The sequence below is a fragment of the Empedobacter sp. UBA6745 genome (assembly GCF_002453775.1).
Taxonomy (GTDB): Bacteria; Bacteroidota; Bacteroidia; order Flavobacteriales; family Weeksellaceae; genus Empedobacter; species Empedobacter falsenii_C.
The window spans coordinates 70,023-95,775 of record NZ_DKHL01000057.1; the positions used below are offsets into that span (position 1 = coordinate 70,023).

Consider the following 25,753-nt stretch of genomic DNA (forward strand, 5'->3'; position numbering starts at 1 on the left):
ATGTTTATCACATACTTGCTATCTGCTTTATTTCTGCTATTTTTTGCGGAAACTAAAGTGTTTGCGGGTACTCAACATTTTCAAGGAAATTTAACTTCACAGACGGTTGTTAACGATAATACACATATTTATCACGCAAGTAAAATTGTTGAAACTAAATTTTCTAAAACTTCAAATTCAAATCAATTTCAAGAATTTAATCCAAGTATCGAAACGATTGATGATGATTTTCAGACATCAAACAAAATCGACTTAGAAACTTGTATCAAACTATTAAGTGTTGTTCTGGTTTTAAACTTTATAATTCAAGGTTTAAGAAAGAAACACATCTTCTACAATAAAACCATCAAATTTTCGAGTTGTAAGTACATTTTGTTACGTACAATCAGAATTTGATTGATTTCTTAAATTTTTAAAATACACCAAAAATTAGTGTTCAGTCCATGAATAGCTGAATGTTAGCCAATTTTTGTATGTAATATTTTTTGGTAAAACTACTTCTACCAAGAAATCCATTTAATCAAATTTTACATTTAATAGTTAGAAGAATTATGAAAAGAGTCGCATTATTTGTTGCTCTGAGTACTGTATTGTTGACAACAAGTTGTTCATCAAAAAAACAGGAAAAAGAAGAAGTGAAAGATTATCCAATCACAACGCCAATCAAAATGGATACGATTGTGGATAAGGATTATGTTGCCCAAATTCAGTCGGTACGAAACATTGAAATTCGTGCGCAAGAAAAAGGATATTTACAAAAAGTTTTTGTGGATGAAGGTCAACATGTACAAGCTGGTCAATTGTTGTTTCGCATTATGCCTTCGATGTATCAAGCCGAATATTTGAAATCAAAAGCAGAGGTAAAAGAGGCACAAATTGAATTGCAAAATTCAGCAACTTTGGCTGATAATAATGTCGTTTCTAAGAACGAAAAAGCTATTGCGCAAGCACGATTAGAAAAATCGAAAGCAGAAATGCAATTGGCTCAATTACATTTATCATTTACAGATATTCGTGCGCCATTTTCTGGTGTTATTGATAGAATTCCTATGAAGTTGGGAAGCTTGATTGACGAAGGAATGTTATTAACAAATTTGTCTGATAACTCATCAATGTTTGCTTATTTCAACGTTTCTGAGCCTGAATATTTAGATTATCAAACAAATATTCAAGATAGAGCGAGTAAACAAGTTTCGTTGATTATGGCGAATAATAAACCTTTACCAGAAAAAGGTTTGGTAGAAACGATAGAAGGAGAATTTAACAACGAAACAGGAAATATTGCGTTTCGTGCGCGTTTTGCAAATCCAAATCATTTGTTGAGAAATGGTGAAACAGGGAAAGTAAAAATGACAGTTCCGTTACATGATGCTTTATTAATTCCACAAAAAGCAACTTACGAAATTCAAGATAAAACCTACGTTTTTGTAGTAGATAAAAATGGTGTTGTGAAATCGCGAAATATCACGATTGGTCTAGAAATGCCTGATGTTTATGTGGTAGAAAGCGGACTTTCGGAGAAAGATAATATTCTGTTAGAAGGTGTTCAGAAAGTGAAAGATGATGATAAAATCAAAACGAAATTTATTGCACCAAGAAAAGTTCTTTCATCGTTAAAATTAAAATCAAACTAATCTAAAAAATTCAAAGTTATGTTTGATAAATTTATTCGAAGACCCGTTCTTTCGATTGTCATTTCGTTGATTATAGTTTTCTTAGGAATTCTATCATTAGTTAAATTACCCGTAACGCAATTCCCTTCAATTTCGCCTCCAAAGGTGAATATTACAGCGGAATATCCTGGTGCGAATAATGAATTATTGATCAAGTCGGTTGTAATTCCATTAGAACGTGCGCTAAATGGTGTTCCTGGAATGAAATATATTACATCTGATGCTGGGAATGATGGTGAAGCGTCTATTCAAGTGATTTTTGATTTAGGAACTGATCCCAATATTGCAGCTGTAAATGTGCAAAATCGTGTTTCTTCGGTTGTAAATAAACTTCCACCTTTGGTAGTTCGCGAAGGTGTGAAAATCACACGCGAAGAATCAAACATGTTGATGTACATTAACTTGTACAGTAATGATCCAAAAGCTGATCAACAATTTTTATATAATTATGCAGATATCAATATTTTATCTGAGTTAAAACGTATTAATGGAGTTGGAGATGCAGATATTTTAGGAAACAGAGAATATGCGATGCGTGTATGGTTGAAACCAGATCGTATGCAAGCGTATAATATTTCTGCGGATGATGTGATGAAAGCATTGGATGAACAAAGTATTGAAGCTTCACCTGGGAAAACTGGAGAAAGTTCAGGAAAACGTTCAGAAACATTCGAATATGTGTTAAAATATTCAGGTCGATATAACACAAAAGAGCAATATGGAAATATCATTTTAAGAGCAAATCCTGATGGAGAAATATTGCGTTTAAAAGATGTTGCTAATATAGAATTCGGAAGTTCGATGTATGATATTTATTCAACATTGAACGGAAAACCTTCTGCCGCAATTGTGATAAAACAATCGTACGGAAGTAATGCGAGTGAAGTCATCAAAAACATCAAAGCATTAATGGCAGATTTGAAAGAAAATAATTTGCCAAAAGGAATGGATTACGAGATTTCATATGACGTTTCGAAATTCTTAGATGCTTCGATGGAAAAAGTGGTACACACACTTTTTGAAGCTTTCGTTTTAGTTGGTATTGTGGTGTTTTTATTCTTAGGAGATTGGCGTTCTACATTGATTCCTGCGTTGGCTGTTCCTGTTTCTTTGATCGGAACTTTTGCGTTGATGAGTTTCTTTGGAATTACATTAAACTTGATTTCCCTTTTTGCTTTAGTTATGGCGATTGGAGTTGTCGTCGATGATGCGATTGTGGTGATAGAGGCTGTCCATGCCAAGATGGAAGAGAAAAATCTCTCGCCTTTACGTGCGACGGAAGAAGCAATGCGCGAAATTAGTGGAGCAATTATCGCAATTACATTTGTAATGGCAGCTGTGTTTATTCCAGTTGCGTTTATGTCTGGACCTGTTGGTATTTTTTATCGTCAATTTTCGATTACGATGGCGACATCAATTATTTTATCAGGGATTGTAGCCTTAACGCTTACACCAGCTTTGTGTGCAATGATTTTGAAAAATAATCATGATCAACCAAGAAAGAAAACAATGTTAAATAAATTTTTGTTGAAGTTTAATAATTTGTTTAACAAAGGATCTTTTAAATATGAAAAAGTTTTAACTAAAACAGTTAACAAGCGAACTGTTACGTTCGGAATTTTACTAGCATTTTGTGCTGGAGTTTTCTTCTTGAATAATAGTTTGCCTTCTGGATTTATTCCAAACGAAGATCAAGGAATGTTTTATGCGATTATTCAAACACCTCCAGGTTCTACGTTAGAAAGAACAAATGAAGTTTCTCAAAAATTACAAAAAATAGCAGAAGGAATTGATGGCGTTTCATCAGTTTCGTCATTGGCAGGTTATGAGATTTTGACAGAAGGTACAGGAGCAAACTCTGGAACTTGTTTGATTAACTTGAAAAGTTGGGACGAACGTTCTAAATCTGCTGAAGAAATCATCAAAGAATTAGAAGAAAAAGCTGGAAATATTAATGGTGCGAATATCGAATATTTTCAACCACCATCTGTTCCTGGATATGGTGCTGCAGGAGGTTTCGAATTGAGATTGTTGGATAAAGCAGGTAGTGGAGATTATCATAAAATGGAAGAAGTGAGCCGTGATTTTGTAAAAGAATTAACTCGTCGTCCAGAATTGAGTTCTGTATTTACATTTTATAGTGCTTCGTTTCCTCAATATGTCTTGAAAATTGACAATGATATTGCCGAACAAAAAGGAGTTTCGATCGAAAATGCGATGGATAATTTATCAACATTAGTTGGTTCTAATTACGAAACAAGTTTCATCAAATTTGACCGACCTTATAAAGTGATGGTACAAGCTTCGCCAGAATATCGTGCGCTACCAGAAGATTTATTGAAATTATATGTGAAAAATGATCAAGGTGAAATGGTTCCGTATTCAGCTTTCATGAAAATTGAAAAAGTGTATGGATTATCAGAAATTACGCGTCACAATATGTATAATGCAGCAGAAATTAGTGGTACGCCAGCTCCTGGTTATAGTAGTGGACAAGCGATAGCAGCGATTAATGAAGTAGCTAAAAATACATTGCCTCGTGGTTTTGGAATTGATTGGGCAGGAATTTCGAAAGATGAGGTTTCTCGTGGAAATGAAGCGGTGATTATTTTCGCCATTTGTTTAATTTTCGTTTATATGATTTTAGCAGCTCAATACGAAAGTTTCATTTTGCCTTTACCTGTTATCATTTCATTACCTACAGGAATTTTCGGAGCATTTTTCTTCTTGAAATTATTAGGATTAGAAAATAATATTTATGCACAAGTTGCAATGGTGATGTTGATTGGACTTCTCGGTAAAAATGCGGTGTTGATTATTGAGTTTGCTGTGCAGAAACATAATGAAGGTTTATCAATTGTAAAATCAGCGATTGAAGGTGCAGGAGTTCGTTTCCGTCCAATTTTGATGACATCATTTGCGTTTATTGCAGGTCTTATTCCGTTGGTTATTGCTTCTGGTCCGGGAGCTGTAGGAAATAGAACAATTGGTACTGCTGCTGCGGGTGGAATGTTGTTCGGAACTATTTTCGGGTTGTTTATTGTGCCCGGTTTATATGTTGCGTTTGGCGCCTTGGCGGATAAAATGCAATTGGTGAAATACGAAGATGAGAATCCTTTAACAGAAGAAATCACGGAAGATGAATAAAAATAGTTTAAAAAATATAATTGCAATAAGTCTTTTTGGAACAATGATTTGGAGCTGTAAAGCTCCTGCGGTAAGTAAAGAGATAGAAAATCATCAAGCACCAAAAATTCCAGAAGCTTATCAAAATGTGCAAAATGATGATGCACCAAGTTCTGGACTAACGCCTTGGAAACAATTTTTTACTGATCCAAATTTGGTTGTTTTGATTGAAGAAGCGTTAAAAAATAACCAAGAATTGATGATCACACTTCAAGAAATTGAGATTTCTAAAAATGAAGTGTTGTACAAAAACGGAAAATTATCTCCTACCGTAGCTGCAACTGCTGGAGTTGGCGTGGAGAAAGTTGGTCGTTACACAAGTCAAGGTGCAGGTGACGCTTCGACTGAGATAAAACCTGGGAAAGAAATGCCTGATCCTTTGATGGATTATGCGATTGGGTTGAGCGCTGATTGGGAAGTTGATATTTGGAAAAAATTACGTAATTCGAAAGATGCTTCGATTGCGCGATATTTATCAACGGTGGAAGGAAAGAATTTTGTTTTGACAAATTTAATTTCTGAAATCGCTTCGTCTTATTATGAATTATTGTCTTTGGATAGTCAATTAGATTTAATTTATCGAAATATTGAGTTACAAAAAGAATCACTACGTGTGGTGAAAATTCAGAAAGAAGCTGCTCGTGAAACTGAATTAGCTGTGAAAAAATTTGAAGCAGAATTATTAAAATCTGAAAGTGAAGAGTTTAATATTAAACAAGATATCACAGAAACTGAGAATAGAATTAATGCATTATTGGGAAGATATCCGCAAACGATAAAACGTGATGGTTCATCATTTATGGATTTGATTCCGCAAACAATGCATGCAGGAATTCCGTCTGAATTATTATCAAATCGTCCTGATATCAAGCAAGCAGAACTAGAATTGAAAGCTTCTGCATTGGATGTAAAAGTGGCTCGTGCAGAGTTTTATCCGTCACTTAATATTTCTGCGGCTTTAGGATTAAATGCATTCAAACCTTCTTATTTGGTAAAAATGCCAGAGTCAATTCTATACTCATTGGCAGGAGAATTAGCTGCGCCTTTAATTAATAAAAGTGCGATAAAAGCGGAGTTCAACACGGCAAATGCTCATCAAATACAAGCGTTGTACGAATATGATAAAACAATTTTAAATGCTTATTTAGAAGTGTCAAATCAAATGTCGAAGATTAATAATTTAGAACAAAGTTATTCTTACAAAGACAAACAAGCGAAAGCACTTGTAGAATCTATTGATATTGCGAATCAGTTGTTCAAAAATAATCGAGCAGATTATTTAGAAGTGTTAACAACTCAACGTGATTTATTGGATGCAAGAATGGAATTAATCGAAACAAAAGAAAAACAATTAAGTACAGTTGTCGCTATTTACAAAAGTTTAGGCGGAGGCTGGAAGTAGTTTTCATATTCATTCTAACAAAGAAATAAGCTGCCTTTTGGGCAGCTTATTTCGATTTATATTGTATTAAAATGATGATTAATTTTCAGTTCTAACCCAAGTTCCAGGAGACTTTTTATTTACATCATTCATATATTTTTGCGCGTCTTCTATGTTATTGAAGCTGCTATATGTAACATAATAATAGCGACCTTTTACATAAGAAACTCCTGCATCTTTGTAACCTTGTTTTTTCAATTCTCCAACCAAACGATCAGCATCTTCTTGACGTTTTAGCGAAGCCGCAATTACTTGATATTTTTTATTGTTAGATTTTGAAGTTGTTTTAGTTGCAACTTCTTTTTTGTCCTCAACTTTCTTTTCAGCTGTTTTAGGAGCTTCAACTTTCGTTAATTTTTTTGTTTCTGTTTTTACAACTTCTTTTGTCGAAGGTTTTTCCTTTACAATTGCCGTAATCTCCTTTTCAGTTTCATTCAGTTTCGTTTCCTTTACAACTGTAATTTCAACTTTTTTAGGCGTTTCAATTGTATCTGTTTTCGTTACGGTTTCGGCAATTTGATATTCAACCAAAGAAGGTTCAGCAATCGTTTGTGGCATATTATACACATCGTATTGCACTGTAGGTTTTTCAGTTTTGGTTGCATCATCTTTACCAATCATTGGCAAAACCAAACCGCTCCATTGCTCCGTTACGAATTCTTGCACGGGTTGCGGCGTATTAAAATATAGGAAGCCACCAACAATAATGGGAATTAATGAGGCTGCGGCTAAAAATTTTGACATGTGTTTGTTAGAGGTTTTAGTTTTAGACGAATCTAAAATGTAATTGGCTTGTAAATTTGAAAGACCATAAGCGGCGATGAAATAATTTTGAGCATTTTCTGGTTTGAAGTCAATTTTTCCAGCGTCATTAAATTGTAATGATCCGATATATTGTAAGGTTAAAACTTTTCCATTTTTCAAATGTTCTTGCCAAAAATAAACTTGTTCATTCAAAAATGTTTGCGCATTTTCAAAAGACATTGGCTCATCTTCTACAATTTTATTCACCAAAACACCATCACTTTTTGTTAAAGTTGTATTGAAAGAAAGCTCTTTTCTTGGCGGAATAAATGTGTTTGTTTGCTCGTCAAACGCCACATTAGCAGTGTTTGAGATAAACGCACCAAAGTTTGGAACGATTACACAATCGTGCTGAAATAATAATTGACTAATATGCTCTTCTAACCTCATACTACGAAATTAACATTTTTTTTAGATTTAGCAAAAAAATAAATACTTAAAATTATTCTTAGTTGGTTTAATATTAATAATTTAACAAAATGCAAACCGATTTACCATATATTTTAGCACTTTCTTTTCAGAAAGGAATTGGCGATATAACAGCTCGAAAAATTATTCAATTTTTTGGTTCGGCAGAGGCTGCTTGGAATTGTAAACCAAAAGATTTGATGCAAATTTCGGGAATTGGACAGCAAATAAGCAAAGATTTTGGAAATAAAAAATGGTTAGATTTAGCTTTTAACGAAATAGAATATTGTAAAAATAATCAAATCAATATTTTAACTTTTTATGATGAAGCTTATCCACAATTGTTAAAAGAATGTATTGATGCACCTTTGGTGATTTTTTGTAAAGGAAATTTAGAATTTAATCAATTCAATAACAAAAAGATTTCGATTGTTGGCACACGAAAAATGACCAATTATGGACGAAATTTTATTACTGAATTAATCGAAGGTTTAGCAGATTTTGATGTTACGATTGTAAGCGGATTAGCGTATGGTTGCGATATCGAAGCGCATACAAATGCGCTCAAAGATAATGTGGCGACGTGGTCGGTAATGGGAACAAATTTTGAACGAATTTATCCTGCTGCTCACAAAAAAGTTGCAGTTGAGATGTTACAAAAAGGTGGTTGGATTACAGAACAACCAAGTTTTAAAGCTGTCGTTCCAGAAGCTTTTTTGCAACGAAATCGGATTATTGCAGGCTTATCGGATATTACAATTGTGGTAGAATCTGCTTTTAAAGGAGGAAGTTTGGTGACCGCAAAGTTTGCAAATGAATATAATCGTGAAGTGTTTGCTTTGCCAGGAAAATCAACCGATGCGTTGAGTATTGGGTGTAATTATTTGATAAAATCTCATCAAGCTTATTTGGTCGAAAATTCGAAAGATATTATTGACTATTTTAATTTCAATTCGAAGAAGAAACCAAAGCAAATAGATTTGTTTATTGAGTTTTCTGATGATGAAAATTTAATTGTAAATTATCTCAAAACCAACGGAAAACAACATATTGATAAAATGTCTTTTGACTTAAATTTGAAATCCTACGAATTGATGCCAACCTTATTAGATTTGGAATTAAAGCAAATAATTTCGACGCTTCCAGGCAAATTTTATGATTTATTGTAACAAGTAATACAATTTTTAGCAAGTTATTTTGTTATAAATTACAGTATTTTTGTGCATTATGAAGACAAAATTGTTCATTTTCATCACCATGATTTTCACAAGTTTAAACGCTCAAAATGATAAAGTGCGTTGGGCTGATCTTTTTTCTTACAATAATGTGAAATTGTTGGAAGAAGTAAATGGTGTGATTTATTGTGGAACTGAAAACGGAATTTTCTTGTTCAATCCTCAAAATCCAACAAGTGATTGGATTAAGCTAAATAAAACCAATTTCTTGAACAATGTTGGGGTTTCTGCAATGGCTTATGACAAAGATTCTGATTCGTTTTTAGTTGGTTATGAAAATGGAGGTTTAGATTTGCTGAAATCTGGAGAATCGACAATGGTTTTGGATATCAAATGGAATGGTTTTTCGGGAGATAAAAAAGTCAATCATATTTTTATAAACGATGGAATTGCGTTTATTTCTGGAGCTTTTGGAATTGTTTCTTATGATCTAAAAGAGGAAGAATTTAAAGAAACAACGCGCACAAATACAGCTGTAGTAAATGATGCAGCAATTTTGAATAATAAACTATATATCGCAACTTCAAACGGAATTTATTCAAGTGAATTAACTTCAAAGAAATTAAATAATCCAAATATTAATTCGTGGATACAGCCAACATTTAATCAAAATGTTACCAATATAGAATTGTTTGAAAATCAGATTTATTATTCGATAAACAATGAATTGAAAACTTTAAATGGCTCTTCAGTGGGTTCTTATAATACAATTCTTAATTTAAAATCATCTAATGGACAATTAATTGTTACTCAAAACAATCAAGTTTCTATTTTGAATGGACTAGATTATCCTATAATTGATGAAGATGGAAATGAAATAAATTTCAATTCTGGAATTTTTATTAACAATATTTATTTTGGAGGATCTGTAAATCATGGAATTATTAATTTATCTAATCATAAAGAATATTATCCTGATGGACCTTTTACCAATAAAGCTTGGTCTGTAACGACAAAAAATGGAAAAGTTTGGATTGCACCTGGAGGAACAGAAAGTTATTCAAACGTATTAGAAAATAATGATGGATTTTTTTATTATGACACTAAAAAATGGAATAACTTTCGTTCAAAAGATATTTTTGATATTCGAGATGTTTTAAGAATCGCTCCTCATCCAGATAAAGATAAAAATACATTTATAGTTTCATCATTTAATAAATATGGACGTGATAAAAATGGAAGAACTGATTTATTAGAATTTGATGTAGATTTAATACCTAAGAAAATTATTAACGATCAGTTTCCAAGTTCTAGAATTTCGGGCTTGGCTTATGATAAGTTAGGAAATTTACATATTGGAGCTTCATATCCTGATGGTAAATCGCCTGATTATCAGTCTGTATATTATGTAGAGAGAAATGCAAATGGTACTTGGAAAAGTTATGATGTTGATAAAACGTCTCCAATAGTAGCACTTTCTCCTGATTTTTCTGATGTTTATACCTATTATGCAAGTGGTAGACAAGGAGGTGGGGTTACAGTTTTAGACAAAAAATATGAAATTGTAACAACAATGACAACTTCAAATAAGCTACCAATTAATAATGTTCTGACTGTTGCAAATGACAAATCAAATAATTTATGGATTGGGACAGAACAAGGTTTAGTCGTTTTGTACGGAGCTGATAATGCTGTAAGTTCTAATAATATTGTCGCAGAACCAATTGTGATTATTCAAGATGGAATTCCGGAAGCTCTGTTAACAGATGTTGGGATTTATGCGATAAAAGTGGATAATGCAAACAATAAATGGATTGCTACAAATGGAGCGGGCGTTTATTATGTTTCGGATAGTGGAGAGTCGACGAAATTGCATTTTACTTCTAAGAACTCACCTTTACCTTCGGATATTGTGTACGATGTTTCCATAGACGAATCGACAGCGAAAGTATTTTTTGCAACAGAAAAAGGTGTGGTTTCGTATAATGGAGATGTGTCGACAGAAGCGAATAATTTTAACAATGCAATTGCGTATCCAAATCCTTATCGACCAGAATATAAAGGGAATGTTACGATAAAAAATCTTCCAAATCGTGCGTTGGTTAAGATTACAGATATTGTTGGAAATTTACTTTTTGAGAAAAAAGCCGAAGGAGGAATTGTAGAATGGAATACAAATAATGTAAAAGGAAAGCCCGTAGCTTCTGGGATTTACTTAGTTTTGATGACAAATGCAGATGGTACAGAAACCAAAACATTGAAAATTGCAGTTGTCCGTTAATGAAAATTTTAGAAACCAAAGCCATTGTACTTTCGAGCTTAAAATATGGTGACACGAGTTTAATTATACGTTGTTATACACAAGATTTTGGCTTAAAATCATTTATAGCAAAAGGAGTTTTCTCCAAAAAAAAGCGAAATACTTCGTTGTATTTTCCGCTAGCAGAAATAGATTTGAGCTTACAACCGAAATCAAATGAACAACAATTGGTTTTCTTAAAATCAGCACAAACATCACATTATTATGAATCGTTGCATTTTCATCCTATCAAATCTGCGATTGTTTTTTTCTTGGCTGAGATTCTGAACTTAGTTTTAAAAGAAGAATCAGATAATCCTGAATTATATTTTTACATCGAACATTCGCTAAAAGAATTTGATCAAAAGAAAGACGATTTTGCAGATTTTCATTTGATTTTTTTGATTCAATTATCTCATTTTCTTGGTTTTTATCCAAACTTAGAAATTGACGGAAATCTATTCGATTTAGAAAATGGTTTTTTTACCAATTCAAATTCATCCATCAATATGTTGAAAGCAGATGAAACTGTTTTGTTCAAAAAATTGTTAGAATTACATTTTTCCGAAGATTCAAAAAATACATTCAATCAATCACAACGTTCTCTCTTACTCGAAATTCTAGTGAAGTATTATCAAATTCACACCAATAATTTCAAAAAGCCTAAATCATTACAAGTTTTACACGAATTGTTTAGTTAGAATATTAAGAAAATTTTTTTACTTTTTATCTATTAATCTTTTCGGTATTTTTTTATACAAAACGCTTATGTCAAAAGGTTTAAATTCATATAAATTATTAATAGATTTACCTGATTGTGATTTTTTTGAATAATAACTTTTACTATTAAAAAAATGAATAGATTTAGAATTAATAATTTTTCCTTTTTCTTCAGCTAAAAAAAGTCTTCCATGTATATTATAAAACCACTGTATAGTAATCGTATCATTTTTTATTTCATATTTACCCCAATTCCATAAAAAGATATTAGCATTACTTTGCTTGTCAGTATCAATTTTCATATTGCTAAATTTTACTAATTGCTCTTCTTTTATTCTAATATCGCACTCCAAATCAATCGGACTTCCACAGTCATTTATTCCGTAACCGGTATTTGGTATATGAGCAATTCCATTATTAAGTAAGACTAACATTGTTATTCCACCATCTTTTTCATATTGTCTGTAATAATATCCATTTGTTTCAATATTATTTGTGATTTTAGGGTAATCACCTTTTATTAGATATTTTTTATTATATAAGGGAGTACATGAATTAATGATTAACATTCCGATGAAAAGAAATAGGATTTTTTTTAACATAAACTAAATTTAATATTGTAAATTAAAACTAATATAATTTACAAAAATCTCCCGAAATAAATTCTAACAAATCTTTAAAACAAAGAATAAATAAAACTCCATATATTTGCTATAGTTAAAAGCATTCACAATGAAATTCAATACAAAAGCGATACATGGAGGTCAACAACATGACCCTTCAACAGGAGCCGTAATGACTCCAATTTACCAAACATCAACATTCGCGCAAAGATCACCTGGAGATTACAAAGGATACGAATATTCTCGTGGCGCAAACCCAACAAGAACTGCTTTAGAAAATGCATTAGCATCTATCGAAGGAGGAGTTGCAGGTTTAGCATTTGGTTCTGGTTTAGCTGCAATCGATGGTGTATTAAAATTGTTCAAACCAGGTGATGAAATCATCGCGATGGACGATTTATATGGAGGTTCTTACCGTTTGTTTACACGTGTTTATGAAAAATTTGGTTTGAAATTCCATTTCGTAGATATGACAAATGTTGAGGCTGTTGTCGCTTTAATCAATGAAAACACAAAAATGGTTTGGGTTGAAACGCCTACAAATCCATTGATGAAAGTGGTTGACATCAAAGCTGTAAATGATGCTGTAAAAACAAAAAAAGCAGACATTTTAGTCGCTGTTGATAATACATTTGCTTCACCATATTTACAACGTCCAATTGAGTTGGGAGCAGATATTGTGATGCATTCGGCAACGAAATATTTAGGAGGTCACTCAGATTTAGTTGCGGGAGCAATTGTGGTTAATTCGGAACAATTAGCAACTGATGTTCACTTCAATTTATTTGCAACTGGAGGAATTTTAGGACCACAAGATTCTTACTTAGTTTTACGTGGAATCAAAACATTGGCTGTTCGTATGGATCGTCACTGTTCTAATGGAATGAAGATCGCTCAGTTTTTAGAAGCTCATCCAAAAGTTGCGCACACTTATTATCCAGGTTTGGAAAATCATCCACAACACGAAATTGCGAAAAAACAAATGAAAGATTTCGGAGGAATGGTAACGTTTACGTTAACTTCTGGGAAAAAAGAAGATGCTTTCAAAATTTTAGAAAACTTAAAAGTTTTCACTTTGGCTGAATCTTTAGGTGGTGTTGAATCGTTAGCAAATCATCCAGCTACGATGACACACGCATCTATTCCTGCAGAAAAACGAGCTGAAATAGGTATTACAGATGATTTAATTCGTTTGTCTGTTGGTATCGAAGATATAGATGACTTATTAGAAGATTTAGAACAAGTTTTAAACTTGATTTAATCGGAAAATTATAAGAATAAAAATAGCCTGAATCATTGGATTTGGGCTTTTTTTATGGATTGATTTTTCGTCTTAGTTCTCGATACGATTCTTAAAAGAATCGCTCGAACTGACGAAAAAAAAGAATTATGATTCGTCACTTCGAGTATTTGAAATATTCGTTAGAATTTTTCAAATGTGTCGAGAGGTTAGACGAGTATATTCTTCGAAAGGCTCAAAATGATAATCGAAAAAATGTCATTCCGACGAATGGAGGAATCTAAAAGTCATCCTAAATTAGTTTCAGAATCTCATCAGAAAAGTTTAGTATGACAAAAAACAATATATTTATCTCATGAAATTTCTAATTCTTTTCTTACTTTCTGTGATGAGTTTTGCTCAAAAGTTGGATACGATTAATCTCAATCAAGTTGAGGTAGTGAATTATTCCAATTACAAACAATTTCGTCCAAAGTTTAAACAAGTGGTTCGATTAACGGATAACACAAGTTTCGGACTTAAAATATTTTCGAATTTATTACTTCCAAATGAGAAAGAAATTGAAATTGTCGCAATTGAAATTTTGTTTGAATCAAAAGTGAAAAAGAAAAATTATTGCAACGAATATTATTATTTCAAACCAATGATTCTAAAATCGATTGAGGATAAACAAAGTTTGATTGAAGAAAAATGGTTTGAAGTGGATAAAGATTATCAAGGAAAATATATTTTTCCGATTCATTTAAAACTTAAACCTTCCGAAGCCAAAAACTATTTTATTGGTTTAGAAACTTCTTACGAAAATCCTTTTTGTCCCGAAGGAAATGGCTATTTTGATTTGATTGTAACAAAAAAATCAGTCGAATATTACAATGAAATTAATGGTGAAATGATTAAACAAGATATTTTGAAAAATCATTCACTTAACTACAAAATCTATTACAAATAGATTTATTTCCACAATAATTTCAATTCAACTTTATATTTCCCAGCGTATGGTTTTGGGGTTGTTGGTTTCTCCGAAATCGAGAATTGATACACGCCACGCGCAGGTAATTCGAAAATGGTTTCTTTGCCAAAAGGACCACCTTTTATAGAATCCGCAGGTCCTTTGATGTGATTAATTCTAATATTCGCTGTAGAATCTTGTGCAGAAATTTTGATCCAAACTTTCTTTGCAGAATCTGCATTAAACGTAAACGTATTGGTTTGTCCCGCTATTTTAGTCGGTTCCGCTTTTGCTTTTGCATAACTTACTTCAAGATTCTCTGTAGTGTTATTAGCGCTTAAAGGAACAATTTTATCTGTATTAGATATAACTTTTTGCTGAGGTTTTATCACAACTTTTTTCTGAGGAGAAGCTGTTTTTACCACTTCTTCTTTCATTACATCTTCTGTTGTTGGTTTATCTTTTTTTACCAAATCCTTGTACGCAGAATCAACTCCAATCTTGCTTGGATAAATGGTTGGTGTAGATTTGTCTTCACAACTATAAAGCGTAATCAATGTAATAAAAGCGATAAAAGTCCATTTCATAACAGAAAAATTCTGTTGTAAAAGTAACTATTTTAACTGCAATTTCAAGGTATATTTTCCTTCAAATGGATCGCCTTGCATCAAACTTTCGCCAATTCGAATTTGATACAAACCTTTTTCGTTTAAATCGTAATTGATTTCTTGTCCAAAAGGACCATCTTTTTCATTATTTGGAGAGATAAGTTGATTAATTCTAATGTTTCCTAGTTTATCTTGAGGAATTATTTGAATAAAAACAGATGAAGAAGAATCATTTCTAAAACTAAATGTTTGTTCTTCTTTTGCTACTTTTTCAATTTCAAATTTACCTTTTCCTTGTATTAATTTCAATTCAGAATTATTCATAGTCTTTGGAGAAGCAAAAGCAATTTCTTGAAAAGAAGAATCTTTTTTGATTACTTTTTGTACAGAATCTCCCATCGTAAGAGGCTCATTTTTTGTCATACAATAAATGATAATAGCTCCAATAGCTATTGATAGTATTATTATGGGACTATATTTTTTCATTATTGTAAATTTGTGCATTAGTTAATTACAAATTCTGAACCAAACTATATGTTGTATTACGAAAATATTGGAAACGGTAAACCCTTGGTGTTTTTACACGGTTTCTTAGAGAGTCATTTAATTTGGAATAATTTACGAAAAAATCTTGAGAAAGAAGCGCAAATTATTACAATTGATTTGCCTGGTCATGGAAATTCTGAAAATTCGCAAAAGGTAAATACGATGGAAGAAATGGCAGAAAAAGTGATTGAGGTTTTGGATGAATTAAATCTAGAAAAAGCAACTTTTATTGGGCATTCGATGGGTGGTTATGTGGCGTGCGCGTTGGCTGAACTTTTTCCAGAGCGTGTAGAAAATATTGTTTTGATTAACTCTTCGACTTTGCCAGATGATGAAGCGAAGAAAAATCAACGTTTGAAAGCGTGTGAAACAGCTCGTAAAAATTTCAATGCGTTGGTGAGTTTTAGTATGCCAACTTTATTTGCGGCTCATCATCGTGATCAATTCAAAGAAGAATTGAAATTTGTAAAAGAAATTGCTTTAAAAACGCCAATCGAAGGCGTTTGTGCAGCTTTGAAAGGAATGCGAGAACGTCCCGATCGTTCGTCGATTTTGTATGATTTCAAAGGTGGAATTTATATCATTGTTGGACTGAATGATGAAACAGTTAATCCTGAATTATTTTTAACCTTAATTCCAAATTTGCCTAACATTCATTTGTATAAATTTGATGGAGGACACATGGCTTTTATAGAAAATTATGACGAAGTTTTTTCGATTTTGAAATCAATTTAACGTTTGCGTTGGAAAAATTCTTTCATCAATTGACCGCATTCATCTTTCATAATTCCCGAAACAATTTCAGTTTTTGGATGTAATTCGCCAATTTTTGCCTTAAAACCGCGTTTTTCATCCGAAGCACCATAAACCACTTTCGAGATTTGGCTCCAATACAACGCGCCGCCGCACATGACGCAAGGTTCTAAGGTTACATACAATGTGCAATCTTGTAAATATTTTCCACCCAAATAATTCGCAGCAGATGTAATGGCTTGCATTTCAGCATGAGCGGTCACATCAGTCAATGTTTCGGTTAAATTATGTGCTTTCGCGATAATTTTGTTGTTACAAACAATCACAGCTCCAACTGGAATTTCGTCTCGCTCGAAAGCTGTAACCGCTTCGTTAAAGGCCATTCGCATAAAATATTCGTCTGTAAAAAGATTTTCCATTTCTATAAAATTTAAGGCAAAAATAATCATTTCCAAATTGGATATTCGATACATTTGTACAAATTGACGCCTCTTTATGAATCAATCAAAATATATCATTGCAGCCATTATAACCTACTTTATGTGGGGATTTTTCAGTTTCGGATTAAAACCAATCGCAGGTTATCCACCTTTGGATATTCTATTTTTTAGACTGTACGTTTCCGTTTTCTTTTTAGTGATAATTAATGTTGGATTTCGACGCAATAAGATGAAAGCTGATTATGATTTGTTCAAATCATTTGATAAAAAGAAACAGAAAAAATTAGGAAGTTTAATTGTTGGTGGATCGTTGATTTTGATGAAGAATTGGTTGATGTTTATTATTGTGATGAATCATATTAGTGTGCAAGCTGCGTCGCTGTCGTACTTGGTTTGTCCAATTATTACTACCGTTTTGGCTTTCATTATTCTGAAAGAACATTTAACCAAAATAAAATGGATTGCAGTTGGTATTAGTCTTTTAGCATGTTTGGTTCTTTCTATAGGTCATCTTGTAGACTTGGTTTATAGTTTGATTGTCGCATGTACATTTGCGCTGTATATCATCATTCAGAGAAGTTTGAATGTTTTTGATAGTTTCAATTTGTTGATGACACAATTACTAATCGTAGCTATTTTGATGTTACCATTGGTTTTCATGTTCTCAGGACCAATTCCAACCGAAACAATTTTTTATCAATGTATCATGATGATTGTGGTTTTGTTCACTATTATTCCAATGTTCTTAAACAATTTTGCTTTAAAAGGAATTGATTCTTCAACCGTTGGAATTTTAATTTATTTGAATCCAATTATGAATTTTGTTTTGGCAATTTTCTATTACAAAGAAGCTGTTTCACCAATGCAAATGATCGGTTATAGTTTGATTTTGCTCGCGATTGTAGTATTTAATTCACAAACAATTTTCAAAATAAAACACATAAAAAAATCTGAAGTCTAAACTTCAGATTTTTTTATGTTGATTTTTCAGGAAATATTATTTGATGTAAACAGAATTTGGTGAAACTCCAGTTGTAATTGCTGGATTTTTAAGACCTCCTTGTGCATTCTGAATTAATAATCGTCCATTAGAATTGTAATCTTTTGCGTCTAAAACATAAAAAGTATCACCTTTTACATAGAAACCATATACACTATCAGCACCTGTTATGTAATCTGCTTTTGTAGGCAAAGCTGTTGCATTTGTAGCCATAGAATAAACAGAATTATTAACGATGTAATACAATTTACTATTCTCCGCAACTAAGAAATTAGGATGTTGTCCATCAGGAAAATTCATTTCTAATTTATCTTCTGAAGTTAAATTATAACGAACCAATTTTCCTTTTGTAGTAGTTCCCCAATTAACACCTTGAGAAAGCACAAATAAATTTCCGTTTTGAATTGTTAAATCTGTCGGAACATCACCAACATTTATACTTTTTTTATCATTTGTTTTAAGGTCAATAATTGTAACTGTTTTACCTGTTCCCCAGCCACCTTTTTGTGCAACATAAAGTTTGTTATTGTCAAGAATCATTTTTTCTGGACCTTCATCTACTTTATATTTTTCTACAAATGTTAAATCGCTGATTTTGTATTTTGCAATAAAATCGTCTGTCGTAACATTAGGATCTCCCCAGTTTGAGATATACAAAAATTGATCATCAGAAACGATATAACGAGGGTTGCTCATATTATCTGATGATGGAATTGTACTAATTTTTTTGAAAGTTGTGTTGTCAACAACTTCTACTTTATTAGAAACATTAAGAACAATATAAGCCTTATTTCCTTTGAAATACATGCTTTGTCCTACAGAACCCAATTGCGCACCAGCGTTCGCAGTCTTGAAAATTTCTTGAATAGGATTTGTTGTACTTACATCTTTTGTTGGATCAAAATAAGTGATTTCTGCGTTAGCTGAATTGAAACCTCCTTCATTCAAAATAAAAACTCCTTTCGAATAGTTTCCATTTTCTGGATCATTGTTTGGTCCATCATCGTCATTTGAACAAGATTGTAAAAAGACTCCAGCCAAAGCTATAAGTGCGATTGATTTAAATTTAGTCATAGTTTTTTAAAATTTTATTTGTATTTGTATGTTATAATTTGTGCCTGGTTGCCAACGATTTTCTTGCGTTTGATATTCCTGGTTAAACACATTATTCACTCTCATAGAAACGCTATAAAGTCGTGAAATCGTATAATTTAAACCTAAATTCGTTAGCCAAAATCCGTCAAGTGTTCTTTCTTCTTCCGAATCGGTAAAAACTTTACTTGTATAAATATTTTGTACAAAAGCAGATAAACGTTTGTAAGTGTATTGTGCGCTCGCCGTCCATTTATGATTTGGCGAATACATCAATTCCTTATTTTTAAATTTATCTTTTGTTTTGGTGTATGCATAAGTTGTATTGAAACTAAACGTATTCCATTTGTAATTCCCAATCATTTCAAAACCATAGGTTTCTGCTTTGTTGATGTTCATAGGAACCCAATAAGAACTGTTTTGCGAGCTCGGAATCCATTGAATCATATCACTCAACTTATTATAAAAAATATTGGTTTGAATGTTTAAATTTTTGCTGATAAAATCATTTCCTAATTCAAATTGATAAGCTGATTCTGATTTCAAATCTGGGTTTCCACCAGTTTTCCAAAACAAATCATTGTACGTTGGATTTCTGAAATTTTTCGAAACATTTCCTCTTAATTGATACGAATATATTGGACGATAATTAAAACCTAATGAATAAATAAATGGATTTTGGTATGTATCAGAAAAATCTTGGCGAATACTCGCTTCGTATTCCAAAACATCTGATAATTTATGCTTCGCGATTAAGGCAAAATTGATAGAATTTTGATCACTTTTGGTCAAATTATTTCCACTTCCTTGATTATAATTAGCTTCCGATAAAAGTGAAAGTTCAAAATTATTCGTGATTTGATGATTCAGATAATATTTTAAAATATAATTATCAACCTGTAAATCGTCCGAATAAGATTTGTGAATATTGTTGAAATAATTGCTTTCTTCTCGGATATAAGCTAATTTTAACTGCGATTGCCACTTTTCATTTGGATTGAAATTCCATTCTGTCATCAAACGGTAATCCTGATTTTCGTATCCAGAAGGCGTTGAACCAATGTCAACCAAAGGAAATTCACGCTTTCCAAAATTGAACATCGAATAAAGTTTCAATTCATTTTTAGGATCGATTTTATAACCAAAATTTCCATTAATTGTATTGAAATAATATTTTCCATTCAAATTCTTCTTCATGTGATTCGGAATTTTATAATCATTATCAGATTGATTTCGTTCGTAATCGATTGAAGAACTAAATTTTTCTGTACTATATTTCAACTGATATTTTCCCGACCATGTATCGTAACTTCCGTATCCTAAATTTATTTTTTGCTGTAAACCTTTGTCATACTCAAATTTATTCAACAAATGAATTGTACCGCCGATAGAACCTGTTCCATACGCAATACTTCCGCCTCCTGGTTTCACTAAAATTCCGTCAAACGAATTACTTGCAAATAAATTAAAATCCGTTTGTCCTGTTGTTTGCGAATTGACATTAATTCCGTTCCAAATTACGGCTGTGTGCGAAGCTAAAGTTCCTCGAAACGAAGGTGAAGAAACCATTCCTCGTCCATTTTCTTTAAAATAAATTGGCGTTTGCTCTTGTAAAACTTGCGTCAGTTGATTAGGATTTTGCTCTAAAATACTATCATTAAGTTTGATAATACTTTGAGATTTGTAATGATTTTTAAGAAAAGCATCGTTCAAAATCAAAGGTTTCAAATTGATGGTATCCGTCTGTGCAAAAGCAATTCCAGCGATAAGATTAAAACAAAGAAAAAGTTTTTTCATATTAAAATCTGTTTTTCCTCCGAAAACATTTTCTATTAATTTGTTAGCAATGGCAGGTTTCCTGACTTATTCTTTTTACAAAAAGTATGTTAGAATTTACAGTTGCGGGGACAGTTTTGGAATTGAACCAAATTCCCTTTTAACTCACTCGTTGAGCACCATTTTATGCAAATGTAAAGAAAAGCAATTGATTTTATAAAAAGTAGATTGTTAAATCGTTAACCTTAAATTAAGATCAGATTTATTTTATTTGTACAATATTCAAAATCATTATATCTAGTGATTTTTAAGAAAGATGGACAAATTAAATTTGTAACCAACAAAAACAATTATTTAGTTAAACTTTAAAAATTATGGAAAACAATCAACCGTACAAATCAGAGAAAAAACTTATTGCCGGAATTTTAGCGATAGTATTAGGAACTTTAGGAGTTCACAAATTTTATTTAGGCTACACTAAAGAAGGTGTTATTCAATTAATTATTGGTCTTGTGACATGTGGAGCAGGAGGACTTATTGGATTAATCGAAGGAATTATGTATTTAACAAAATCTGATGAAGAGTTTGATGAAACTTATGTAAAAGGTCACAAAGGCTGGTTCTAAAATAGAGATTACATTCTTTTTTAAATATTTTTCGATCCCAAAATAATCTAAAGTTATTTTGGGATTTTTTTATTGAATGAATTCGTTTTAAATAATTCGCAAGTTTTTTATTACATTTGCTTTAGGAAAAAATATAATAAAGAACGAAATCGCATAAAATGGCTATAAAAACATTTAGAGAAGTAATCGCAGAGGCAATGAGTGAAGAAATGCGTCGCGATGAATCTATATTTTTAATTGGAGAAGAAGTAGCAGAATACAACGGAGCGTACAAAGCTTCGAAAGGAATGTTAGACGAATTTGGAGCAGAACGTGTAATTGATGCGCCAATCGCAGAGGCTGGTTTTTCTGGAATCGCAATTGGATCTACAATGACGGGATGTCGCCCAATCGTAGAATACATGACATTCAACTTCTCATTAGTGTCTATTGACCAAATTATCAATAACGCTGCAAAAATTTATCAAATGTCAGGAGGACAATTCAACTGTCCAATTGTATTTAGAGGACCTACTGCTTCTGCAGGACAATTAGGTGCAACACACTCACAAGCTTTTGAGAATTGGTATGCAAATGTACCAGGTCTTAAAGTAATTGTTCCTTCAAATCCTTATGATGCAAAAGGTTTATTAAAATCTGCAATTCGTGATAACGATCCAGTAATTTTCATGGAATCTGAACAGATGTATGGAGATAAAATGGAAATGCCAGATGAAGAATACACAATCGAAATTGGTAAAGCAGAAATCAAACGTGAAGGTACAGATGTAACGTTAGTTTCTTTCGGGAAAATCATTAAGCAAGCTTACATTGCTGCTGATGAATTAGCTAAAGAAGGAATTTCTGTAGAAGTAATCGACTTACGTACAGTTCGTCCATTAGATTACGATACAATTTTCAAATCTGTTAAGAAAACAAATCGTTTAGTAGTTTTAGAAGAAGCTTGGCCTTTCGCTTCAGTTGCTTCAGAAATTACGTATATGGTTCAACAAAAAGCATTCGATTATTTAGATGCACCAATCAAACGTATCACAACAAAAGATACATCAGCGCCTTATGCTCCAAACTTGTATGAGACTTGGATTCCTAATGCAAAAGATGTAGTTGAAGCTGTAAAAGCTGTGATGTATAAATAATTAAGATTTATAAACTATATTTGTAAAGTCTAGCATACATTTTGCTAGGCTTTATTTTTTTAAACAGATCTTATTGATGAAAAGTTATATAACATCTTTTTTTATAGTTGTTCTAGCGTCTGTGCACGCGCAAGTAAAAATTCAAGGAAAGGTCATCGATTCTGAAACTCAGAAGCCTATTCCTTACGCAGATATTCGTTTACCAGAACTTAAAGTAAGTGCAACATCAAACTCTGATGGTACTTTTTATATCGAATCTAGTTCGAATGCAAATAAAATTGTCGTATCAAAAAATGGATACGAAACTTCTGATTATGTAATCGAAAATAAAATTGATTATAATTTTATTGCTCAATTATTTTTAGCAGAAGATAATACTTCCGAAGAAGATGATGGAACAGTAGATTTACAAACTGCGGTTGTTTCGGCAAAGAAAAAACGTCTTAAAAAGAAAGAAAATCCAGCTTATGCTATTTTGCGTGAAGTATGGAAGCGTAAAAAGAAAAATGGGCTAAAATTAGCGCCACATTACCAATATGATGAATACGAAAAGTTGCAATTTGATATTAGTAATATTGATTCAACTTTTATGAAACGTAAGATTTTTAAAGGAATGGAGTTTGTTTTCGAGAAAGTAGATACTTCTTCTATCAACGGAAAAACATATTTACCAGCTTTCTTGAATGAGTCAATTTACAATATTGCGGGAATTAATAAACCTTCAACAAAAGAGCGTCGAGAATTAATTGCGAATAAAACATCAGGTTTCGAGAAAAATGAAGTGGTAGCTTCTACGGTAAAAAATCTTTTCCGTGATATTGATATTTATGATAATCGTGTCAATATTTTAGACATTAAATTTGTGAGTCCAATTGCTACAGATGGTTTCGCTGTTTATGATTATGAATTGAAAGATACAGTTGATGTAGATGGAATAGAATCTTATCGAATCAAATATTATCCGCGTCGCGAAGGAGAATTGACATTTAAAGGAGAATTATATATCTCGAAAGATGCCTATGCGGTAAAAGAAGTTGTGATGGAGACAACGAAAGAAATGAATGTGAATTTTGTGCGTAATATTTTCATGAATTTAGAATATGATATTCCAAACGATTCTATTTTCTATCCGAAAAAAGAATACGCGATGTTGGATATGTCGTTGTTGAGTAAAAAGGAAAGTGCGAAAGGAATTTTTGCGCATAAAACGGTGAATTATTACAATTACGATTTCGATACAACACATCCCGAAGCTTTTTATTACGAGAAATTAGATCCAGCAAAAGCTGCGCTTAACGAAAAAGATAATCAGTTTTGGGCAGAAAATCGTCCTGAAGCTTTAACAAAAGATCAAGAAGGGATTTACGAAACATTAGAACAATTAAATAAAGTACCAAAATTCAATAATATTGTGAAAGCAATCGAGATTTTTGGTTCTGGATATTACAATGTCGGAAATGCAATTGATATCGGGAATTTATATTCGTCTTTTGGATACAACCAAATCGAAGGTTTCCGTTTGAGAGCTGGAGCTCGTACATATTTTTCGCAAAATGATATGTGGCGTGCGCAAGGTTTCTTGGCATATGGTTTTCGAGATGAAAAATTCAAATATGGAGCAGATTTTCGTTATATGTTCAATAAATATAATCGTTTTCAAGTCGGTATCGGAACAAAACGTGATGTAGAACAATTGGCTGCAACGTTAACGGCTTCTGACGGAATTATGACGCGTAGTTTTGCTTCGTCATCAATCATCAATCAAGGAGATAATACATTTTTGAGTAATAATAATTTGACAAATGTGTATGCATCGATTGAACCTTGGAAAAATGTAACATTTCGTGTTGATGGAAATTATCAATTAATCAAACCAGCAGATGCAGAACATTTCTCGATTGGATATGAAAAAAATGGTCAGATTAAAGAAACTTTAACAAATTCAAGTGTAAGTGTTTCGGTAATTGCTCGTCCAGGTGCAAAATATTCGCAATATGGAATTGATCGTTACGAAATGACAACACTTGCTCCAACATTAATGTTGCGTTATACAAAAGGATTGAAAGGTGTAATTAATTCAGATTTTGAATATGATAAATTACAATTTTTATATACACAACCAATTTTGATTGGATCTTTTGGTAAATCATTGGTAACTGTAGAAGCAGGAAAAACATTTCAAGGTGTTCCTTTATCATTAATGAGTGCGTTACCTGGAAATGAGAGTTACGGACAAGTTTATGGTACATTTTCACAATTAGATTATTATGAATTTGTAACAGATGAATATGTAACGATGAACTGGGAACATCATTTTAACGGTTGGATTTTGAATAAAGTTCCGTTAATCAAAAAATTAAAATTAAGAGAAGTAGGATTCTTGAGAGCGGCTTACGGAGACATTTCGGAGAAAAGTAAAGCTATTAATCGTTCGACGATACAATATTTTGCACCAAATCAACAAATATACTACGAATACGGGTTTGGAATCGAAAACATTGGTTTTGGAAACATTAGACCAATACGTGTTGATTTTAATTGGCGCGGAAATTATAATAATTTGCCAGATGTTCGTAAATTTGGCATCACAATCGGTTTAGATTGGAATTTTTAGAAAATAAATAATAAAAAAAAGAATATTACAATGACTTTTGATGCAATCATCGAAATCCCAAGAGGATCTCGCAACAAATACGAAATGGATCACGAAACAGGAAGAATTCGTTTTGATCGTGTTTTATACTCTCCAATGTTCTACCCAGCTGATTATGGTTTCGTAGAAAATACATTAGGATTAGACGGAGATCCAATTGACGTATTAGTTTTCTTAACAGAACCTACTGTTCCTGGATGTGTAATCGAAGTAAAAACAATCGGTGTTCTTAAAATGTCTGATGACAAAGGACAAGATGAAAAATTAATTTGTGTACCAGTTGCTGATCCAACATGGAACCAATTAGAAAACATCACTGATATGAATCCTCACACATTGAAAGAAGTTGAGCACTTTTTCAGAGTTTATAAAGACTTAGAAAATAAAACAACAACAATTGAAGGGTACGGTGATAAAGCAGAAGCAGAACAATTATTGCAAGATGCAAGAGAGCGTTTCGTACCAGCTCACTAAGAAATAATTTACAATTTCATATAAATAGTCCTCATTTTTTGAGGACTATTTTTTTTGAAATCGTTTTAACACTATTCTCTTTGTATATTAATTTTTAGTTATTAATTTCAATATTAATTAATACTTAGTGA

The 25,753-nt window shown here is 32.1% G+C and carries 23 protein-coding genes and 1 riboswitch; of the genes, 16 read left to right on the forward strand and 7 right to left on the reverse strand.

The window, feature by feature from the left end; all coding sequences use genetic code 11:
* From B4H69_RS15745 to B4H69_RS15760, 4 genes are all read left to right on the forward strand, one after another.
* The gene (locus B4H69_RS15745; protein WP_180905720.1) at positions 1–396 is read left to right on the forward strand and encodes a hypothetical protein; all 396 of its coding nucleotides are present in this window, start codon (positions 1–3) and stop codon (positions 394–396) included.
* Positions 397–551: 155 nt separating this feature from the next.
* Entirely contained in the window at positions 552–1,634 is a 1,083-nt protein-coding gene (locus B4H69_RS15750) for an efflux RND transporter periplasmic adaptor subunit (RefSeq protein ID WP_038336760.1), read from the forward strand.
* An 18-nt stretch (positions 1,635–1,652) separates the two neighbouring features.
* Positions 1,653–4,820 carry an efflux RND transporter permease subunit gene (locus tag B4H69_RS15755; protein ID WP_280045433.1) on the forward strand — a complete coding sequence of 1,056 codons (3,168 nt, stop codon included), beginning with the start codon at positions 1,653–1,655 and terminating at the stop codon, positions 4,818–4,820.
* On the forward strand, positions 4,813–6,261 hold the full coding sequence (locus B4H69_RS15760) for a TolC family protein (protein WP_280045435.1): 1,449 nt from the start codon (positions 4,813–4,815) through the stop codon (positions 6,259–6,261). Before B4H69_RS15755 ends, B4H69_RS15760 begins: the two co-directional genes overlap by 8 nt.
* A 78-nt stretch (positions 6,262–6,339) precedes the next feature.
* Here B4H69_RS15760 and B4H69_RS15765 read toward each other — a convergent pair whose 3' ends face one another.
* Positions 6,340–7,494, reverse strand: a complete 1,155-nt coding sequence (locus tag B4H69_RS15765) for an SPOR domain-containing protein (RefSeq protein WP_180905723.1) — start codon at positions 7,492–7,494, stop codon at positions 6,340–6,342.
* A gap of 89 nt (positions 7,495–7,583) precedes the next feature.
* Between B4H69_RS15765 and dprA the strand changes: the two genes are divergently transcribed.
* The 3 genes from dprA to recO are packed head-to-tail and all read left to right on the forward strand — an operon-like array spanning position 7,584 to position 11,687.
* A complete protein-coding gene (gene dprA, locus B4H69_RS15770) occupies positions 7,584–8,681 on the forward strand; it encodes a DNA-processing protein DprA (protein ID WP_180905724.1) in 1,098 nt (365 codons plus the stop codon).
* Between the two features lie 58 nt (positions 8,682–8,739).
* Entirely contained in the window at positions 8,740–10,968 is a 2,229-nt protein-coding gene (locus B4H69_RS15775) for a two-component regulator propeller domain-containing protein (RefSeq protein ID WP_291094842.1), read from the forward strand.
* The gene (gene recO / locus B4H69_RS15780) at positions 10,968–11,687 is read left to right on the forward strand and encodes a DNA repair protein RecO (protein ID WP_180905726.1); all 720 of its coding nucleotides are present in this window, start codon (positions 10,968–10,970) and stop codon (positions 11,685–11,687) included. The genes B4H69_RS15775 and recO overlap by 1 nt, the downstream gene beginning before the upstream one ends.
* A gap of 18 nt (positions 11,688–11,705) precedes the next feature.
* Here recO and B4H69_RS15785 read toward each other — a convergent pair whose 3' ends face one another.
* Complete coding sequence (locus B4H69_RS15785; RefSeq protein WP_180905727.1) at positions 11,706–12,308, reverse strand: hypothetical protein; 603 nt, start codon at positions 12,306–12,308, stop codon at positions 11,706–11,708.
* A gap of 130 nt (positions 12,309–12,438) precedes the next feature.
* Between B4H69_RS15785 and B4H69_RS15790 the strand changes: the two genes are divergently transcribed.
* The 3 genes from B4H69_RS15790 to B4H69_RS15800 all read left to right on the forward strand — a co-directional run bounded on the left by B4H69_RS15790 (position 12,439) and on the right by B4H69_RS15800 (position 14,518).
* Complete coding sequence (locus B4H69_RS15790; protein ID WP_180905728.1) at positions 12,439–13,590, forward strand: cystathionine gamma-synthase; 1,152 nt, start codon at positions 12,439–12,441, stop codon at positions 13,588–13,590.
* A gap of 128 nt (positions 13,591–13,718) precedes the next feature.
* Entirely contained in the window at positions 13,719–13,853 is a 135-nt protein-coding gene (locus B4H69_RS15795) for a hypothetical protein (protein ID WP_260442837.1), read from the forward strand.
* Positions 13,854–13,924: 71 nt separating this feature from the next.
* A complete protein-coding gene (locus B4H69_RS15800; RefSeq protein ID WP_219034054.1) occupies positions 13,925–14,518 on the forward strand; it encodes a hypothetical protein in 594 nt (197 codons plus the stop codon).
* 2 nt (positions 14,519–14,520) lie between these two features.
* Here the strand turns inward: B4H69_RS15800 and B4H69_RS15805 are convergent, their stop codons facing one another.
* Complete coding sequence (locus B4H69_RS15805; protein WP_114998137.1) at positions 14,521–15,105, reverse strand: hypothetical protein; 585 nt, start codon at positions 15,103–15,105, stop codon at positions 14,521–14,523.
* 27 nt (positions 15,106–15,132) lie between these two features.
* The gene (locus B4H69_RS15810; RefSeq protein ID WP_291094845.1) at positions 15,133–15,612 is read right to left on the reverse strand and encodes a hypothetical protein; all 480 of its coding nucleotides are present in this window, start codon (positions 15,610–15,612) and stop codon (positions 15,133–15,135) included.
* 48 nt (positions 15,613–15,660) lie between these two features.
* Between B4H69_RS15810 and B4H69_RS15815 the strand changes: the two genes are divergently transcribed.
* The gene (locus tag B4H69_RS15815) at positions 15,661–16,407 is read left to right on the forward strand and encodes an alpha/beta fold hydrolase (RefSeq protein WP_180905732.1); all 747 of its coding nucleotides are present in this window, start codon (positions 15,661–15,663) and stop codon (positions 16,405–16,407) included.
* Here B4H69_RS15815 and B4H69_RS15820 read toward each other — a convergent pair.
* On the reverse strand, positions 16,404–16,844 hold the full coding sequence (locus tag B4H69_RS15820; RefSeq protein WP_180905733.1) for a nucleoside deaminase: 441 nt from the start codon (positions 16,842–16,844) through the stop codon (positions 16,404–16,406). The two genes, B4H69_RS15815 and B4H69_RS15820, sit on opposite strands and share 4 nt — an antisense overlap.
* A gap of 76 nt (positions 16,845–16,920) precedes the next feature.
* Here B4H69_RS15820 and B4H69_RS15825 point away from each other — a divergent pair, with 76 nt between their 5' ends.
* Positions 16,921–17,826, forward strand: a complete 906-nt coding sequence (locus tag B4H69_RS15825) for an EamA family transporter (protein WP_180905734.1) — start codon at positions 16,921–16,923, stop codon at positions 17,824–17,826.
* Between the two features lie 36 nt (positions 17,827–17,862).
* Here B4H69_RS15825 and B4H69_RS15830 read toward each other — a convergent pair whose 3' ends face one another.
* Positions 17,863–18,939, reverse strand: a complete 1,077-nt coding sequence (locus B4H69_RS15830) for a DUF5074 domain-containing protein (RefSeq protein WP_180905735.1) — start codon at positions 18,937–18,939, stop codon at positions 17,863–17,865.
* 6 nt (positions 18,940–18,945) lie between these two features.
* On the reverse strand, positions 18,946–20,754 hold the full coding sequence (locus B4H69_RS15835) for a TonB-dependent receptor plug domain-containing protein (protein WP_280045445.1): 1,809 nt from the start codon (positions 20,752–20,754) through the stop codon (positions 18,946–18,948).
* 34 nt (positions 20,755–20,788) lie between these two features.
* Positions 20,789–20,932, reverse strand: a riboswitch (cobalamin riboswitch).
* Between the two features lie 175 nt (positions 20,933–21,107).
* Between B4H69_RS15835 and B4H69_RS15840 the strand changes: the two genes are divergently transcribed.
* From B4H69_RS15840 to B4H69_RS15855, 4 genes are all read left to right on the forward strand, one after another.
* Positions 21,108–21,359: a TM2 domain-containing protein gene (locus tag B4H69_RS15840; RefSeq protein WP_125349960.1), complete on the forward strand. Its 252-nt coding sequence runs from the start codon at positions 21,108–21,110 to the stop codon at positions 21,357–21,359.
* Positions 21,360–21,517: 158 nt separating this feature from the next.
* Positions 21,518–22,495 carry a pyruvate dehydrogenase complex E1 component subunit beta gene (locus B4H69_RS15845; RefSeq protein WP_114998120.1) on the forward strand — a complete coding sequence of 326 codons (978 nt, stop codon included), beginning with the start codon at positions 21,518–21,520 and terminating at the stop codon, positions 22,493–22,495.
* A gap of 76 nt (positions 22,496–22,571) precedes the next feature.
* Positions 22,572–25,109: a DUF5686 family protein gene (locus tag B4H69_RS15850; protein WP_180905737.1), complete on the forward strand. Its 2,538-nt coding sequence runs from the start codon at positions 22,572–22,574 to the stop codon at positions 25,107–25,109.
* A gap of 30 nt (positions 25,110–25,139) precedes the next feature.
* On the forward strand, positions 25,140–25,622 hold the full coding sequence (locus B4H69_RS15855) for an inorganic diphosphatase (RefSeq protein ID WP_038336778.1): 483 nt from the start codon (positions 25,140–25,142) through the stop codon (positions 25,620–25,622).
* Positions 25,623–25,753 lie beyond the last annotated feature (131 nt).